General features: G+C 64.8%; 15 protein-coding genes. 7 read left to right on the top strand and 8 right to left on the bottom strand.

Annotation, left to right across the window (positions count from 1 at the left end; genetic code table 11):
- Nucleotides 1-190: 190 nt before the first annotated feature.
- Complete coding sequence (locus tag LVJ94_37205) at nucleotides 191-1,495, top strand: glycoside hydrolase family 18 protein (protein WXB02542.1); 1,305 nt, start codon at nucleotides 191-193, stop codon at nucleotides 1,493-1,495.
- 76 nt (nucleotides 1,496-1,571) lie between these two features.
- Here the strand turns inward: LVJ94_37205 and LVJ94_37200 are convergent, their stop codons facing one another.
- From LVJ94_37200 to LVJ94_37190, 3 genes are all read right to left on the bottom strand, one after another.
- Nucleotides 1,572-2,561 (bottom strand): sigma-54 dependent transcriptional regulator, encoded by a 990-nt coding sequence (locus tag LVJ94_37200; GenBank protein WXB02541.1) that lies wholly within the window; start codon nucleotides 2,559-2,561, stop codon nucleotides 1,572-1,574.
- A gap of 591 nt (nucleotides 2,562-3,152) precedes the next feature.
- Nucleotides 3,153-4,076 carry a hypothetical protein gene (locus LVJ94_37195; protein ID WXB02540.1) on the bottom strand — a complete coding sequence of 308 codons (924 nt, stop codon included), beginning with the start codon at nucleotides 4,074-4,076 and terminating at the stop codon, nucleotides 3,153-3,155.
- Between the two features lie 238 nt (nucleotides 4,077-4,314).
- Nucleotides 4,315-4,833 carry a hypothetical protein gene (locus LVJ94_37190; protein ID WXB02539.1) on the bottom strand — a complete coding sequence of 173 codons (519 nt, stop codon included), beginning with the start codon at nucleotides 4,831-4,833 and terminating at the stop codon, nucleotides 4,315-4,317.
- A 57-nt stretch (nucleotides 4,834-4,890) separates the two neighbouring features.
- Between LVJ94_37190 and LVJ94_37185 the strand changes: the two genes are divergently transcribed.
- Both LVJ94_37185 and LVJ94_37180 read left to right on the top strand, forming a co-directional pair.
- Nucleotides 4,891-5,529: a hypothetical protein gene (locus tag LVJ94_37185; GenBank protein ID WXB02538.1), complete on the top strand. Its 639-nt coding sequence runs from the start codon at nucleotides 4,891-4,893 to the stop codon at nucleotides 5,527-5,529.
- An 11-nt stretch (nucleotides 5,530-5,540) separates the two neighbouring features.
- Nucleotides 5,541-6,359 carry a DUF882 domain-containing protein gene (locus LVJ94_37180; protein WXB02537.1) on the top strand — a complete coding sequence of 273 codons (819 nt, stop codon included), beginning with the start codon at nucleotides 5,541-5,543 and terminating at the stop codon, nucleotides 6,357-6,359.
- A gap of 2 nt (nucleotides 6,360-6,361) precedes the next feature.
- Here the strand turns inward: LVJ94_37180 and LVJ94_37175 are convergent, their stop codons facing one another.
- The 3 genes from LVJ94_37175 to LVJ94_37165 all read right to left on the bottom strand — a co-directional run bounded on the left by LVJ94_37175 (nucleotide 6,362) and on the right by LVJ94_37165 (nucleotide 9,293).
- Entirely contained in the window at nucleotides 6,362-7,531 is a 1,170-nt protein-coding gene (locus LVJ94_37175) for an aminotransferase class I/II-fold pyridoxal phosphate-dependent enzyme (protein ID WXB02536.1), read from the bottom strand.
- Nucleotides 7,528-8,724: an NADP-dependent malic enzyme gene (locus tag LVJ94_37170; GenBank protein WXB02535.1), complete on the bottom strand. Its 1,197-nt coding sequence runs from the start codon at nucleotides 8,722-8,724 to the stop codon at nucleotides 7,528-7,530. The genes LVJ94_37175 and LVJ94_37170 overlap by 4 nt, the downstream gene beginning before the upstream one ends.
- A gap of 71 nt (nucleotides 8,725-8,795) precedes the next feature.
- Nucleotides 8,796-9,293 carry a hypothetical protein gene (locus tag LVJ94_37165; protein WXB02534.1) on the bottom strand — a complete coding sequence of 166 codons (498 nt, stop codon included), beginning with the start codon at nucleotides 9,291-9,293 and terminating at the stop codon, nucleotides 8,796-8,798.
- 61 nt (nucleotides 9,294-9,354) lie between these two features.
- Here LVJ94_37165 and LVJ94_37160 point away from each other — a divergent pair, with 61 nt between their 5' ends.
- Complete coding sequence (locus LVJ94_37160) at nucleotides 9,355-9,852, top strand: GNAT family N-acetyltransferase (protein WXB02533.1); 498 nt, start codon at nucleotides 9,355-9,357, stop codon at nucleotides 9,850-9,852.
- A complete protein-coding gene (locus LVJ94_37155; GenBank protein ID WXB02532.1) occupies nucleotides 9,852-10,904 on the top strand; it encodes an alpha/beta hydrolase in 1,053 nt (350 codons plus the stop codon). The genes LVJ94_37160 and LVJ94_37155 overlap by 1 nt, the downstream gene beginning before the upstream one ends.
- Nucleotides 10,905-10,940: 36 nt before the next feature.
- On the opposite strand, the gene glnA is transcribed toward LVJ94_37155, so the two are convergent.
- The gene (glnA, locus tag LVJ94_37150) at nucleotides 10,941-12,356 is read right to left on the bottom strand and encodes a type I glutamate--ammonia ligase (protein ID WXB02531.1); all 1,416 of its coding nucleotides are present in this window, start codon (nucleotides 12,354-12,356) and stop codon (nucleotides 10,941-10,943) included.
- Nucleotides 12,357-12,430: 74 nt separating this feature from the next.
- Complete coding sequence (locus LVJ94_37145) at nucleotides 12,431-12,769, bottom strand: P-II family nitrogen regulator (GenBank protein ID WXB02530.1); 339 nt, start codon at nucleotides 12,767-12,769, stop codon at nucleotides 12,431-12,433.
- A 116-nt stretch (nucleotides 12,770-12,885) separates the two neighbouring features.
- On the opposite strand from LVJ94_37145, the gene LVJ94_37140 reads away from it, so the two are divergent.
- Nucleotides 12,886-13,854 carry a pyridoxal-phosphate dependent enzyme gene (locus LVJ94_37140; GenBank protein WXB02529.1) on the top strand — a complete coding sequence of 323 codons (969 nt, stop codon included), beginning with the start codon at nucleotides 12,886-12,888 and terminating at the stop codon, nucleotides 13,852-13,854.
- The gene (locus LVJ94_37135) at nucleotides 13,851-15,686 is read left to right on the top strand and encodes a DUF4091 domain-containing protein (GenBank protein WXB02528.1); all 1,836 of its coding nucleotides are present in this window, start codon (nucleotides 13,851-13,853) and stop codon (nucleotides 15,684-15,686) included. Before LVJ94_37140 ends, LVJ94_37135 begins: the two co-directional genes overlap by 4 nt.
- Nucleotides 15,687-15,719 lie beyond the last annotated feature (33 nt).

Raw genomic sequence — 15,719 nt, 5'->3', positions numbered from 1 at the left:
GACCGCGCGATGCATGATCCAACGCACCGCATGATCGCATCGATCATGATGGCGTGATCGCGTGGATCATGCAGAGAACGCGAACCCGATGCGAAAACACCCGAAGGATCCCGCGCGTTTCCGCGCGGCACGAGGGCTGCACTAGCGCTCGACGCGCGGGAAAATTTTCGCGCGGAAGGAGCTCTCGATCATGTCGCACCGCTCGCATGGAGCCGTACGCCGGCTCTCGTTCGTGACCGCATTGGCATGGAGCGTCGTCGGATGCACCGGCGCCTCCGAAAGCGAAGACCGTTCGACCAATGTGTCGGCCGAAGGGGCGGGGAACCTCGAGACGAACGCGGTGGCGGCGGCCGGCAAGCGCGTGATCGGTTACTTCACCGAGTGGGGCGTCTACCAGCGCAACTACCACGTCAAAAACATCGTGACGAGCGGCTCGGCGAGCAAGCTGACGCACATCAACTACGCCTTCGCCAATGTGGTCAACAACCGCTGCCAGCTCGGCGACACGTACTCGGACTACGACAAGTACTACGATGCGGCAGGCAGCGTCGACGGCGTGTCCGATACATGGGACACGGGCGCGCTGCGCGGGAACTTCAACCAGCTGAAGAAGCTGAAGGCGAAGTACCCGAACATCAAGGTTCTCATCTCGCTCGGCGGCTGGTCGTGGTCCTCGGGCTTCTCCGACGCGGCGCTCCCGGCGAACCGCGCGGCCTTCGCGCAATCGTGCATCGACCTGTACATCAAGGACAGCCGGTGGGCGGGGGTCTTCGACGGCATCGACATCGACTGGGAGTACCCGGGTGCCTGCGGGAACACCTGCAACTTCCGCCCCGAGGACACACAGAACTTCACCGCGCTCCTCTCGGAGTTCCGCAGCCGCCTCAATTCGGCCAAACCCGGCAGCTTGCTCACCATCGCGGCGCCCGCAGGGCCGGATAAGATCAGCAAGATCCAGGTTGGGTCGATCCATCAGTACCTCGACTTCATCAACCTGATGACCTACGACTTCCACGGTGCGTGGGAGACCACGACGAACTTCCACTCGGGGCTATACAACTCGGCGTCGAACCCTTCGAAGGCGCTCAAGTTCAGCACCGACGAGGCGGTCTCGCTTTGGCTCAACGGCGGCACCCCGGCGAACAAGTTGGTCGTCGGCCTGCCGTTCTACGGCCGCGGCTGGACGGGCGTGACCAACGCGAGCAACGGCGTGTACCAGAAGGCCTCCGGCGCCGCGCAGGGCACGTACGAGCAAGGCATCGAGGACTACAAGGTGCTCAAGAACAAGGGCTTCCAGGGGTACTACCACCCCGACACGAAGGCCTACTGGATCTTCAACGGCTCCGAGTTCTGGAGCTACGACACGCCCACGTCGCTCGGCACGAAGACCAGCTACATCAAGAGCAAAGGCCTCGGCGGCGGCATGTTCTGGGAGATGAGCGGCGACACCGCGAACGGCGAGCTGATCTCGGCCGTGTACAACGGCCTGCAGTAGGCCAAATGGGAACGAGCCCGTGCACGATCAGGTGCACGGGCTCGGGGGGGCGATGCAAGTAAGACAGCGAAACGTTTCAGGTTTCTTCTTCGCGCCGCTTCGTACGGGCGCGTAGAACCTGAAAATAGCGCAGGGCGACGCCCGAGGCGGCGGCTGCGCGTGCGACATTGCCACGGTGCTTGTCGACCAAGTGCTTCACGTAGCGGCGCTCGAAGGCCTCGAGCACGCGTTCGCGGGCCCTGGGTAGCGGAAGACCGCAGGCAATGACATCGGCGATGACGTCGCCCGGATCCGACTGGGATCGGGACGGCGGCTTCGGGTTCGGTGCCGTGACCTCGATCGGGGTGGCCGAACGGAGAGATCGCGAGGAAGGCGGCGCAATGGCCTCTCCTCCCATGAGATCGCCCAGCACGACGCGGCGTGCGACGGTGTTTTGCAGCTCGCGCACGTTGCCCGGCCAGGAGTAGCTCTCCAGCTGGGCGACGAAGTCCTCCGCGATGGGGACCTTCGAGCCGGCAAGGCGGTTCCAGAAGTGGCTCGCGAGGAGTCGGATGTCACCCGTCCGCGCGCGCAAGGGGGGCAGCTCGAGCCGGGCCACGGCGAGCCGATAGAACAAGTCGTCGCGGAAGCGGCCGGCAGCCACCTCCTCGTCCAGGTTGCGTCGGGTGGCCGCGATGATGCGCACATCCACCCGGACCCATTGTTTGCCTCCGATGCGCCGGACCTCGGAACGCTCGATGGCCCGGAGCAGCTTGGCCTGCAGCTCGAGCTCCAAATCGCCGATCTCGTCGATGAGGAGGGTTCCGCCGTGGGCTTGCTCGAACACGCCCTGGCGAAGCTCGGTGGCGCCGGTGAAGGCGCCCCGCTCGTGTCCGAACAGGGCAGCCTCCACGAGATTCGGCGGCACCGCGGTACAGTCGAACACGGTGAAGGGCTCGCGCGCGCGCGGTCCCTGGTCGTGCAGCGACTCGGCGAGCACCTCTTTACCCGTGCCGGTCTCCCCCTCGATGATGAGTGGCACGTTGGAGCCCGCGAGCCGCTCGCACAGCGGGTAGAGCCTGCGCATGGCGACACTCCCGCCGAGCATGCGCCCGAAATGCGACGCCGAGGACATGGGCATCTGTATTGCCGACGACTTCGATCTCCCGCCCGAGGTCATCATTATTAACAACGCTTACTACCACTTTAATACCATGTAAATACCGATCGAAGCGTAACGCGCCGACACTTGCACCCACATGGAATCTCAATTTCAATTAGCGAATATTACTGCAAATTCCCCGAAAATGACGCGTCGCGTTTTCGTTTTTCGGTCGTGTCCGGTCCGACCGGGTGGCACGGGCGGGAGAAATGGCCTCGAAGTGGTATCTAACAGAACCAGCCAAATTGATAGTGGTTCGGTATCAATGGTGCGCAATCACGTTTGATTTTTGGATTGTGTGGAGCCCGCAATGCGCACGGAAACGTGTGTGAAATATCTCTGCGCATTGCGTTAGATTACATTGTTTCGAGACGAAACTTTGGAATCGCGTCACTGCGCTAAGTAATCGTGTCCCGAAATTCGGGGCCTTTAAAAGCCGCAAGCGAGAGATACCCTCCGCAAAGGGAAGGGCACCTCTCGCTTGCAGAAAAAAAGGAGGCCCAGCCGGTCCGTTTGCTACCGAACGAATCCTGCGAGGAGGCGCGGCGTTCGGCCGCCGCTGCGAGACGGAGGTCGAAGGCTCGTCTGCGAGGCCGGCGGGGTGGGAGCAGCCGGCAAAGCTGGAGCCTTCTTTCCGCTACGCAGACGGCGTGCGGGGGCGGCGACCTTGGTGGCCTCCGTCTGTCGCCAATCCTCCGCGCTCATCGAGCGGGCGGCCTTGGTCCCGGCGGCGGAGAGCACCACGACGCTGTCCGGAGAGGCGGGCGTGAGGCGGCGGCGTGCGCGTTCCAGCTTCTCGATGGAGCGCGCCGAAGCTTCGAGGATGGCTCGCTGGGACAACACCGCGCGGGCGAGCAGTTCGTCCAATGCGAGGCCCGACTTGGCCTCGGTTCGCCCGGTCGCTCCAGAATCCAGTTGCGAAAGCAAGCGCTCGCTGATCTCGATCTTGCGCTGGACGGCGTTGCAGGTGCTGGCGACCCGGCGCAAGAGGGAGTCAATCGATGGCGGTACGTCGGTCGCGGAGTCGCCACGGCCCTCGCCGGTGTCGGCGATGGCGTCGATCAGCTCACGGACGGATACGCCATAGGCGAGGGCGTACTCCAGCATCTCCGTGCGCTCCGACTTGTTGGACATCTGCGCGAGCTCCACCAAGTGGGAGAACGAGAGGGGCTCGCCATGCGGCGTCTTGCGCGCGAGCAGGGTCTCGAGTTCGCTCGCCGTCCACGCTTCGGCGACCAGCGCGAAGCGGTAGAGCGTCGCCTCGTCCCGCCCGAGGGCGGCGGCGAGATTTTTGACGGCGCGAGCTCCGTAGCGTTGTTCGGAACCTTTGACGTCGGCAATGAGACGGCCGATGCGGTAGCGAGCGCGGACGTCCTTGCCCGTGGCCTCGGCGAGAAGTGTCTGAAGCTCTTCGTAACGCTCACGAAGAGCAATGTTCATTTTATCTACGGCGTAACGGACCGCGAGGTGAGAAGGAGTCATGACAGTGAGTCCCCTTTCCCTCTAGTTCGGCCCGCGCCCCGACCTCGTTTCCGGTTTTTCGCGGCGTTGCGAAAAAGGGAGGGTTTAGGGGTTAGGGTTTAGGGGAGAGGAGAAGCCGCCGGCATCAGGAGCAAGGGGAGAGCTTGCCTCGAGCCCGATTTTCTCTCCCCAAACCCTAAACCCTACCCCCTAACCCCTAAATCTCCCGGTAGCCGCCGGGGATGACCACGGCCTCGTCCGACGAGGCGGCCACCGTGAGGACGCCCCAGCAGGCAAGCTTGGTCTTGCCCGCGAAGCCGAGGATCTCGTTCATGCCGGCGACCGGCCCGAGCACCGCGAGGTTGCCACGGTGGACGCCCCAGGAGCCCTTTTTGTGCTGGAGCATGGCCTCGTGGAGCTCTCTTCCGGCCGCCATGGGGGAGGGCAGGATGGCCACCCGGAGCCGCATCCACTTGTTGTCGTTGGGGTTGAGTACCTCGACGTACACGAGGTCGCCGCGCTTCTGCTCTGCCCGGGCCTGGACGCCCTGGGCTCGGAGGAAGTCCAGGAGGGCGCGCTCGTCCAAGGCGGTCGATGCCGGCTGCAGGTCGACGCCCGAGCAGACAGAAGGCTGAAGCGGCGCAGGCTGATAGTGCCCGCCTCCGCATCCCAACGACACGCTCACAAGTACGATTCCCGCCACGCCCCCCAACGAGCCAACGCCCCATGCACTCATGGGGAAAGGTCATATCGCGTTGGCGCTCGGCTGGCGAGATCCGATATTCTCGTTCCCGTGAAGCGAACGTTCTTCTCCTTCGTCGGGTTGTTGCTTGCGGCGGTTCCGTTCACGGGGTGCGCCGGCGGGCCCCCGGCTTCGGCCTACGACAACCACACCTTCTACCAGTACGACGACCTGCCCGGAGGGCAGAAAAACACTTTCGAAACCGCCTATCCCGCGCTCGATTACCGGGATGCCAACGGCGAGTACGTCGGCGTCGCCATCCTGGGCGGTACGGTGCGCTTCTCGCGTCCGCGGAACTGGATCATCCGTCGTGCGAGCCTGACGCCTCAAAAGCGCTTCATCGAATACGTCTCCCCGAACCAATACGTCTTTGCCGTTTACGAGCGCCTCGATCCGGCAGGGGATTCGTGGGGCGACGTGCTCGCGCGCTACGAGGAAGACGCGAAGACGTCCGGGGCCGAGGTCGTGGCGGGGCGCGTTCCCGTGGCCAGCCTTACCGCGCAAGGGCGCGAGTACGTGGTCAAGCGCAACGTGAAGGCGTCGAAGGCGCCGTACACGAACTACAGCCGCGAGATCTTGATGCGCGGGGGCAACCGGTACTCGCTCGTGGAAATCGTCCATCAAGGGGAGTCGGTGAATCCGGTCGTGCGCGAGTTGCTTCGCGTGGTCGACACATTTCAGCCGACGTGAGGGGGAGCAACATGCGAATCGGGGCTTGGATGTTGGGCATGGCGGGCTTCGCGCTCGTGGCCAGCTCGGGTGCGGCGTGGGCGCAGCGGCGGCCGGGGCGGCCCGTGCGCAGTTTCCCGAGCCGCGCGGCGCGTCCGACGGCACCGTCGGGCTTCTTTCATAGCGTTCGCGCGCTGCACACGCCGACCCGCGGTGCGAAGGCGCCGCTCGATGCCTCGGGGCGGCCCAAGCTCGTACTCAATGCCGTGTACCTCAAAGAGGTGGCGGAGCTCACCGCGGCCGGCGACGAAGGCGGGTTCGCCGCGGAAGACCTCGACAAGGCGGCGCACGTCCTGCGTTCGGCCGAGGGCAACGAGCACCCCGTCGAGCCGCGCACGCTCAATGTCATCTACCGCATCCAGCGGCACTTCAACGCGCACGAGATCCGCATCATCTCCGGGTACCGCACGCCGAAACCCGACGGCACGGGGCAGGGCCTGCACGGGCGCGGCATCGCCATCGACTTCGTGGTTCCCGGCGCCTCGGATCTCGACGTCGCCCGCTTCGCGCGCGAAACGGGGTTCGTCGGCGTGGGCGTGTACCCCATCGCGTCGTTCGTGCACGTGGACGTGCGCCCCCGCAGCTACTTCTGGATGGACCGCAGCGGCCCCGGTCGCTCGAGCCGCGAGCGCGGTATCCTCCTCGATGTCGCCCAGCGCGCCGACTCGTTCGCGCGCCAGCGGGGCGACGTTCCGCCGCCCCGCTTCTTCATCGGCCTGGACGTCGACGAGGCGTTGAAGCCCGGTGGACGCGTCGTCCCCGTCGAGACCGAGGACGAGGACGAGGATTAGTTCTAGTAGCTCCCGTCGAGGGCCTGGCCGAAGTCGTCGATCAGGTCCTCGGTGGCTTCGAGGCCAATCGATACGCGGATGAGCGCGTCCGAGATGCCCTGCGCCGTGCGCTCGCCGGCTTCCATCCCGGCGTGCGACGTGGTGGCGGGGCGCGTGATCAACGTTTCCGGCCCGCCCAGGCTTGGCGCGATGGCTGGAAGCTCGATGCGTCCGAAAAGGTGCTCGGCGGCAGAAACGCCGCCTTTCAGCTCGAAGCTGAGGAGCCCTCCGGAGCCGCGAAAGTACTCGCGTGCACGCGCGTGGCGTGGGTGCGTCTCGAGGCCCGGGTAGTTGACCTTCGCCACCGAGGGATGCTGTTCGAGGAAACGCGCCACCTGCAGCGCGCTGTCGTTTTGATGGCGCACGCGCAGGGCGAGCGTCTTCAGTCCGCGATGCAAGAGGAAGCACGCGTGCGGATCGAGCGAGCCGCCCAGGTGATCCAGCCTGTGCTTGATCGCGTCGATGTGACCGCGGCTGCCCGCGACCGCACCGGCGACGATGTCCGAGTGCCCATTGAGGTACTTCGTCGCACTGTGCAGCGCGATGTCGATACCCAGCTCGAGGGGGCGGAAGTTCACCGGCGTGGCGCACGTGTTGTCGATGACCGACACGAGGCCGTTCGCACGGCAAAACTCGATGACCGCCATGAAGTCGACGACCTCGAGGATCGGGTTGGTGATGCTCTCGATGTAAAAGAGCTTCGTCGTCGGGCGCAGGGCCCTTTGCCACGAGGCCGGATCGTCGGCATCGACGAAGGTGGTCTCGATGCCGAGTCGGGGAAGATCTTTCGCCACGAAGCTGTGCGTGCCGCCGTAGAGCGAACGGTGCGCGATGACGTGGTCACCCTGCGAGAGAAGCCCGAAGAACGTCGCCGAGATGGCCGCCATGCCGCTGGAGGTGACCAGCGCCGCTTCGGCGCGTTCGAGCCGGGCTAGTTTCTCGTGCAGGATGACGTGGTTCGGCGTGTTGTTCAGCCGGATGTAGCGCACGTCGTGGTAGCTGCCCTCGTTCGCGAACTCGAACGTGGACGACTGAAAGATGGGCGCGTTGACCGCCCCGGCGATCCGGGGACGAAGCTCGCCCGCATGAACGAGCTCCGTCTCCAGACGCCGTTCCCCCTTCAGACTGGTCATGGCCGGCAGACACCCGTGCGCTTTGCGGCGTTGGCCACCGCCTCGGCAACGTGGTACGCGACCTTGCGATCGAGTGCGTCGGGCAGAATCCTCTCCACGCCGACCTCCTTCACGTACGAGGCGAGGGCGCGTGCGGCCTCGATCTTCATCTCGTCGTTGATGGTGATGGCGCTTGCGTCGAGTGCCCCGCGGAAGATGCCGGGGAACGCGAGCACGTTGTTGATCTGGTTCGGATAATCGCTCCGCCCCGTTCCGACGATCGCCGCCCCCGCACCGTGCGCCAAGTCCGGCAAAATCTCCGGGGTGGGGTTGGCCATCGGAAAGACGATGGGATCTTTGTTCATGCTGCGGACCATCTGCGCGGTGACGCAGTTGCCCGTGGACAGGCCGATGAACACATCGGAGCCGACCATGGCATCGCTCAACGTTCCCGTGCGATTCTCCACGTTGCCCGCCTCGGCGAGCTCGCGCTTGTGCGAATGCAGATCGCTGCGGTTCTTGTCCAGGATGCCCTTGGAGTCGACCATGATGAGGTCCCCGAACTTGGGCAACAGCTTGCGCTCACCGCAGGCAATGAGCAGCCGCGCGCAAGCCAGGGCCGAGGCTCCGCTGCCGTTGAAGACCACGCGGCACTTCGAGAGGTCTTTGTCCGTGAACCGCAGGGCATTGATGAGGGCCGCGACCACGACGATGGCCGTGCCGTGTTGGTCGTCGTGAAAGACGGGGATGCCGATGTCCTTCAGGCCATCCTCCACCTCGAAGCAGCGTGGCGAGGAGATGTCCTCCAAGTTGATGCCGCCGAACACGGGTGCGATCACGCGCACCGCGTTGATGATCTCCTCGGTCTTCTGGGTGTTGAGGCAGATGGGAAACGCGTCGACGTTCGCGAACTCCTTGAACAGGACGGCCTTGCCTTCCATCACGGGGATGGCGGCGTGGGCGCCCAGGTTGCCGATTCCCAAAATGGCCGAGCCGTCACTGACCACGGCGACGGAGTTGTGCTTGAGGGTCAGTGAGTGAACGCGTCCGGGGTCCTTTGCGATTTCGAGGCAAACTTGTGCGACGCCCGGCGTGTACGCGAGGCTCAAATCCCGACGTGATGTCAGCGGGATTTTGCTCGCGACGCTTAGTTTGCCATGCAGCTTGTCGTGGAGGAGTACCGACTCCTCGTCGTAATTATGACCGTCTTCCATGGATCGACCTTAGCGCAGCGTGGATGCTCCTGGGAGAGGAGCGTGAATTCCCGTTAGTGAGGCGTTGTTGTTCAGTCGCTCGCCTTGGCGAACGGGGGAACGTACTTCGATGTTGCGAACTGAGGATAAGGCAGACCGTCCCCTTGGAACTCGAGCTCGCGACCTCGGATGTGGTACCCGAGCGTACCGGCTTTCACCACGATGCGGCATGTATGGTTGCCACTTGCGGGTGCGTTCTCGGCGTCGTTCGTGGTGATGAGTTCCGTATCTGCATCAAGGATGTGAGCACCCACTGTGACGCCAGCGGTCAAGACGGTGTTGTCTGGATATCGACAGCGGCAGGCGAGCATCACGCTCGACTCGGAAACGAACATCCGTGCGTCGATGTCGGCGTCGACACCATCGTTCTCGTTGCGCGCAACGTGCGCGACCCACAATCCGCGAATCGAGTTCGGCGTGTTGTTGGTGCTCGAGGGCGTGTTGAAGAGCGCATCGTAGCTGCCATCGGGTTGGTCGGACGAACAAGCGGTCACGAGAAGGACCAGAAGGAAGGAGAAGCGGGCCTTCATGGTTGAGTTTGTAACACGATCCCGCTGTCATTCACCGTCCTGACGCCCTAAGCCTCAAGCTATGTCCGACCTTTCGATCCGTCGTGCCGAAGCCGCCGACGCGCCCTTGATTCTCGAGTTCGTGAGAGGCCTCGCCGAGTACGAGCGCGAACCCAACGCGGTCGTTGCAACGGTGGAAGATTTTCTTCGCGATGGATTCGGCGACGCGCCGCTATTTCACGTGTTCATCGCGGAGGTGCGTGAGGGCAAGACGGTGAAGCCTGCGGGGTTCGCGTTGTACTTCTTCCAGTACACGACGTGGCGAGGAAAGCCGGTGCTCTATTTGGAAGACTTGTTCGTTCGCCCCGAGTTTCGCGGCCTGCGGGTGGGACGCTCTCTGCTTCGCGAGTTGGCGCGCGAGGCCGTCGCCCGAAAGTGCGCCGCCGTCCAGTGGCTCGTGCTCGACTGGAACGCCGACGCAATCGCCTTTTACGAGCGCCTCGGTGCGCGCATTCTCAAGGAATGGCAACCCGTACGAATCGATGGCGCGGCCATGATCGCCCTCGCGGAGGAGACGTGATGCGCGCGGTATCCATTTCGCTGTTCGCGTGTGTCTTGGCGGGATGCGCATCATCTCCCGCACCGGCACCGGCTGCACCCACCGCTCCCGCACCGGCAACGACGTCGTCCGTGGCGACCTCGGAGCCGGTGGACGATGGCATCGATTACGGCTTTCCGGTGCAGCGGCTTCCCATCGACATCGAAGGGCAGCACGTCTCCATGGCCTACATGGACGTGGCGCCTGCCCCATCTGCCGGGGCAGCCAACGGCCGCACCATCGTGCTTTTGCACGGGAAGAACTTCAGCGGCTTCTATTTCCGCCGGGTCATCGAGGTTCTCCGTGCCGACGGTTACCGCGTCGTGGTTCCAGACCAAGTGGGCTTTGGAAAGTCGTCGCGGCCCGACGTCGCGTACAGCTTCCACTGGCTGGCGCACAACACGAAGCAGCTGCTCGACACGCTCGGCATCCAGCGCGCCGTCATCCTCGGCCACTCGATGGGCGGCATGCTCGCCACGCGCTTCGCGCTGCTCTACCCGGAGAAGGTCACCGAGCTCGTTCTCGAGGATCCCATCGGCCTCGAGGACTACCGCTCCTTCGTCCCGTACACGACGATGGATCAAAAGCTCAAAGTCGAACTCGCCGCCAACCCCGACAACGTTCGCAAGTACTTCCAGAACTCGTACTTCAAGGAGTGGAAACCCGAGTACGAGCCGCTGGTCGACACGGCGGCGCGCTACACCAAGCTGTCCAACTTTCCCCAGGCGGCGAAGGTCTCCGCGCTCACCAGCGAGATGATCTACCTGCAGCCTATCTGCTACGAGTTCGATCGCCTCCGCGTTCCCACCCTGCTCATCGTGGGCACGGCCGATCGCACCATCGTGGGGAAGAACCTCCTCAAGCCCGACGTCGTCGCCGAGCATGGGCGCTACGATCGCCTTGGCAAAGAGACGGCAGCAAAAATCCCCGGGAGCAAGCTCGTCGAGCTCCCGGGGATCGGTCACATCCCGCATGTCGAGGTGGAAGAGCGCTTCCTCACGGAGGTGCGCTCGTTCCTGGCCGCGAAGCGCTGAGGATCACCCAAAGCCCGCTTGCGGGCCGGTCTCTTCTCAAATGTCGTAGTAGAGGAAGAACTCGTGCGGCGTCGGGCGCATGCGGATCGGGTTGAGCTCCCGCGTGCGCTTGTAGTCGAGCCACTCGCTGATGGCGTCGCGCGTGAAGACGTCGCCGCGGAGGAGGAACTCGTGGTCCCTCTCGAGCGCGTCGAGGGCGTCCTCCAGGCTGCCCGGCATGTGCGGGATGTCCTTCAGCTCCTCGGGCGACAGGGCGTAGATGTCCTTGTCGAGCGGATCGCCGGGGTTGATCTTGTTCTGGATGCCGTCGAGCCCGGCCATCATCATCGCGCTGAAGGCGAGGTACGGGTTGCAGCTCGGGTCGGGGAAGCGCACCTCGATGCGGCGCGTCTTCGGCGACGGGCCCGTGATGGGGATACGCACCGATGCGGAGCGGTTGCGGCTCGAGTAGGCCAGGTTGACCGGCGCCTCGAAGCCCGGCACCAAGCGGCGGTACGAGTTCGTCGTCGGGTTGGTGAGCGCCGCGATCGAACGCGCGTGCTTGATGATGCCGCCGATGTAGTAGAGCGCGTTCTCGCTAAGGCCCGCGTAGCCGTCGCCACCGAAGAGCGGCTTGCCTTCCTTCCACAGCGACTGGTGCACGTGCATGCCCGAGCCGTTGTCGCCGAAGAGCGGCTTCGGCATGAACGTCGCCGTCTTGCCGTTCTTGCGCGCAACGTTCTTGATGACGTACTTGAACCAGAGGAGCTGATCGGCGCTGGAGAGCAAGCGATCGAACTTCACGCCCAGCTCACACTGACCACCGCTCGCCACCTCGTGGTGACCGACTTCGATCTCCACGCCGGTCTCCATCAACGTGGTCATCATTTCGTTGCGGAGGTTCGCCAAGGTGTCGGTCGGTGGGACCGGGAAGTAGCCTTCCTTGTGGCGCACCTTGTAGCCGAGGTTCGGGAACTCCTCGCGGCCCGAGTTCCACGCACCCTCGATGCTGTCGAGGTAGTAGAAGCCCGCGTTCGGCTGCGAGTGGTCGAAGCGAACGTCGTCGAACACGAAGAATTCGGCCTCGGGACCCATGAAGCAGGTGTCGGCGATGCCCGTCTGACGCAGGTACGCCTCGGCCTTCTTCGCGATGTGGCGCGGGTCGCGCGAGTACGGCTGCTTCGTGATGGGGTCGTAGACCGAGCACACCAGGTGCAGCGTCGACGCCTGGTAGAACGGGTCGATGCGGGCGGTGGCCGGGTCCGGGATGATGAGCATGTCCGACGCGTTGATCGGCTGCCACCCGCGGATCGACGAGCCGTCGAAGCCGATGCCATCCTCGAAGAGCGATTCGTCCAGACGACGCGCTGGGAGAGTCGTGTGCTGCCACACCCCCGGAAAGTCGACGAACTTCAGGTCGACGAATTTGACGTCGTGGTTTTTGGCAAGCTCAATGACTTCCTTGGGATTCATTCGATGATCCTCCTAGACAGCACGCTCTCGTTGAAGGCCCCGGAACATCGGGGCGAAAATCTGGGGAAAACTAGCTAGATGGCTTCCTTGCCGCGTTCGCCGGTGCGGATGCGCACCGCTTCTTCGACGGGCGTGATGAAGATTTTTCCATCACCGATCCGGCCCGTCTTTGCGGATTTCTCGACGGCGTCGATCACGTCGTGTACGAGCTCGTCCGGAACGACGACCTCGATTTTGACCTTGGGGACGAAGTCGACCACGTAGGCCGAACCGCGATAGACCTCTTTCTTGCCGCCGGTGCGCCCGAAGCCCTTGACTTCGGTCACCGTCATCCCTTGCACGCCGACTTCGCTCAACGCGTCTTTGACCTCGTCGAGCTTGAACGGTTTGATGATGGCTTCAATCTTCTTCACGTGGTGCCTTTCTCTGCGCGCGACGTGCGAGGCGTTGGCCCCCCCGATGACGCTGGATGACACGAGGGAAGATGCCAGGTTAAGGTTTCGCCAACGTTTCGCGGGCGTTTTCCCCGATGGAACTTAACCCGAATTACCCCACCCCCGTCGAGCACCTACCGCGCCTGAGTCGGGTTCAGCCGGCGTGTGACCTCTGGGTGAAACGCGAAGACGTTACGCACCCGGCCTACGGTGGCAACAAAGTTCGAAAGCTCGAGCGGATCCTCGCGGATGCGCGTGCCCGGGGGCTTCGGCGCATCGTGACGGTGGGCGCCGCCGGCAGCCACCAAGTGCTGGCCACTGCGCTTTTTGGCCGCGAGGCCGGTTTCGAGGTGGAGGCCGTGCTTCTGCCTCAGCCGCGTTCGGATCACGCGGTGGAAAACCTGCGCGCGTCGTTGGGGCTCGGCGTTCGGCCGTTTCCCGTCGGTTCGTACGCGGCCGCACCCTTTGCCATCGTGCGGAGGCTTTGGATGCCAGGGGAGGAGCCAGCGCTCTATTTGCCGGTGGGTGGGTCGAACCGCCTTGGGACCTTGGGGTACGTGGACGCTGCACGGGAGATCGCAACGCAGGTTCGGGATGGGGTGATGCCCGAGCCCGATGTGGCGGTGGTGACCCTGGGGTCGGGCGGTACGGCAGCGGGGTTGGCGGCCGGCTTTGCGCAAGAGGGAATGAAGACGCGCGTGGTGGGCGTGGCCGTTGCGGCGCCGGTGTGGGGCGTGTCGCTCGCGGCTCGCTGGCTCGTGCTTCGGTGTGCGGCGCGTTTCGATGTGCGGTTGCAGGTCGAGCGCCGCTACCTGGGGCGGGGTTACGGGCATCGGACTGCGCAAGGAGACCATGCCACCATGCTGGCCGCCGCCTCGGGGTTGACGCTGGATCCGACGTACACCGCGAAGGCGTTCGCGGCCGCGTTGGATCGCGTGGCCGAGGGGAGGCATCGGCACGTCCTCTACGTGCACACGCTGTCGAGCGCACCGCTCGCGCCGCTGCTCGAAGGGGCGCCTTCGGAGGAGGAACTGCCGCCCGAGCTGGTGCGGCTCTTTCAATGAAGCTCGCCGTTGGCCTCGTGGTGTGCATGGCGATGGCCTGGCCATCGACGGCTCGAGCCGCGCGGGTCACGGTGCTCGACGATGGCGAGAAGGTCGCACGGGATGCGGTGCACCCTCTGCCCGCGAGCGTGTGGCCATCGGGGATCGATCTTTTCGCTCTGCGGGACGAGACGGTGGCGCTTCAAGTCGTCGTCGACCCCGACGGCGAGGTGCTGGAGCACGTGCGCACCACCGTGGAGCCGTTTTCGCCGACGTTTTCGGGGCGGGTGGACGTTTTCGAGCAGCGTTTCGTCGAGATTCAGCGGGCAAGTTACAACGAGAGATCCCCGGGCTCTCTGGCCTTCACGCCGAAGGCTGCGCCCGCGGCGGGCGCGTACGTGGGCTTTTTCGCCGACGCCCTGGTGCCCGGCGACGAGACGCGTGCGGGCCCCACGGCGCGGGGGGCGGCGTGGGTGGACATCCACGTGCCGCCGGGGGCGCCCCCCGGTGTGTACACGAGCGTCCTTCGCGTTCGCGCGGGGGAGCGCACCTTGATGGAGCGAAGCGTTTCGCTGCGGGTGGCCGACGCGCTGCTGCCGTATCCGGGGCCGGCGGCCATCACGACGTTTTTCGACGCCGCGACGCTGACGAAGCGAATGGGCGATCGCCGGGCGGAGCGGTCGCTTCGGCAGGTGCTGCACGCGCACCGGGTGAGCGCGATCCACGATGTGACGACGGCGGGCGCCATCGCCGGCTTGGAAGAGGACGCGCTCTCGGGCAAGGCCTACACCGAGGCATCGGGCTACGCGGGGCCTGGCATCGGGGTGGGCGAGGGGATCCTGGCCATCGGCGCCTACGGGATGCTCGGCGAGCCCGATGCCGCGAAGGCGGCGGAGGTCGGCCGCATCGCGGCGCGTGTTCGCAGTGTGGCGAATGCGACGGAGCTTTTCGTCTACGCCGTCGATGAGGATTGCAAGAGCTCCCGGGCCGCACGCTGGATGGATCTGCTCCGCACCGTTCCGGAAGCCCGCGGGGTACGCGTCGGGGTGACCTGCAGCGAGGATCCGCGCGATCAAGCCGCCGATCTCGTCATGATGCTGGCCGAAGGCTACGAGCCAAAGGTCGCCGAGAAGGCGCGCACCCGCGGCAAGCGCATCTGGGTCTACAACGGCCAGCGGCCTTTCGCGGGGGCGATGATGCTCGACGTGCCGGCCACGGATCTGCGCGCGAACGCGTGGATCGCCGCGCGCTATGGCGTCGCGCACTGGTTCTACTGGGAATCCACGTTCTGGCTGGATTCCAACCGCGGGGGGCGCGGCGGCGAACGGGGGTTCGATCCGTTCGTCGTCAGCGAAACGTTTCACAACGCCGACGGCGATCATGCCAACGGGGATGGAATTCTCGTATATCCCGGGACCCAGGTTGCTCCGGGGATGCACGACGATGGAAAGCCCACCGTGTACCCGTCGGTCCGATTGAAGAACCTACGCCGCGGGGCCGAAGACGCGGGCTACATCCAACTTGCGCGGGCGGTCGATCCGGTGACCACCGATGCCATCGTCGCGGACCTGATCGCGTACGCGCTGGGCGATGCCAGGGCCAAACCGGCATGGCCGGAGCGCGGGAGCGCATGGCTGGCGGCACGCAAGGAACTGCTCGATGTGATCGAGCGCAAGCATCCGCCGCGAAAAGCTCGTGATGCCCGCTGGTTCGGGTGCACGAAGTGCGGAATGGCTGGAGCGCCCGATGACAACGTTTCCTTCGTGCCGCTGCTGCTGCTTGCAGGGGTGGGCATGGCACGGGCCATCGCGCGCCGTGCCTCTTCACCGCGAGACGCGGCGCCCCGCGACTGACGCGCGAACGCATTCGCGAGTTCGCGACAGGGC

The organism is Sorangiineae bacterium MSr11367, assembly GCA_037157805.1.
GTDB classification, from domain to species: domain Bacteria; phylum Myxococcota_A; class Polyangia; order Polyangiales; family Polyangiaceae; genus Pendulispora; species Pendulispora rubella.
Note: the sequence above shows the minus strand (reverse complement) of the source record. Positions and strands in the feature narration are given on the sequence as shown.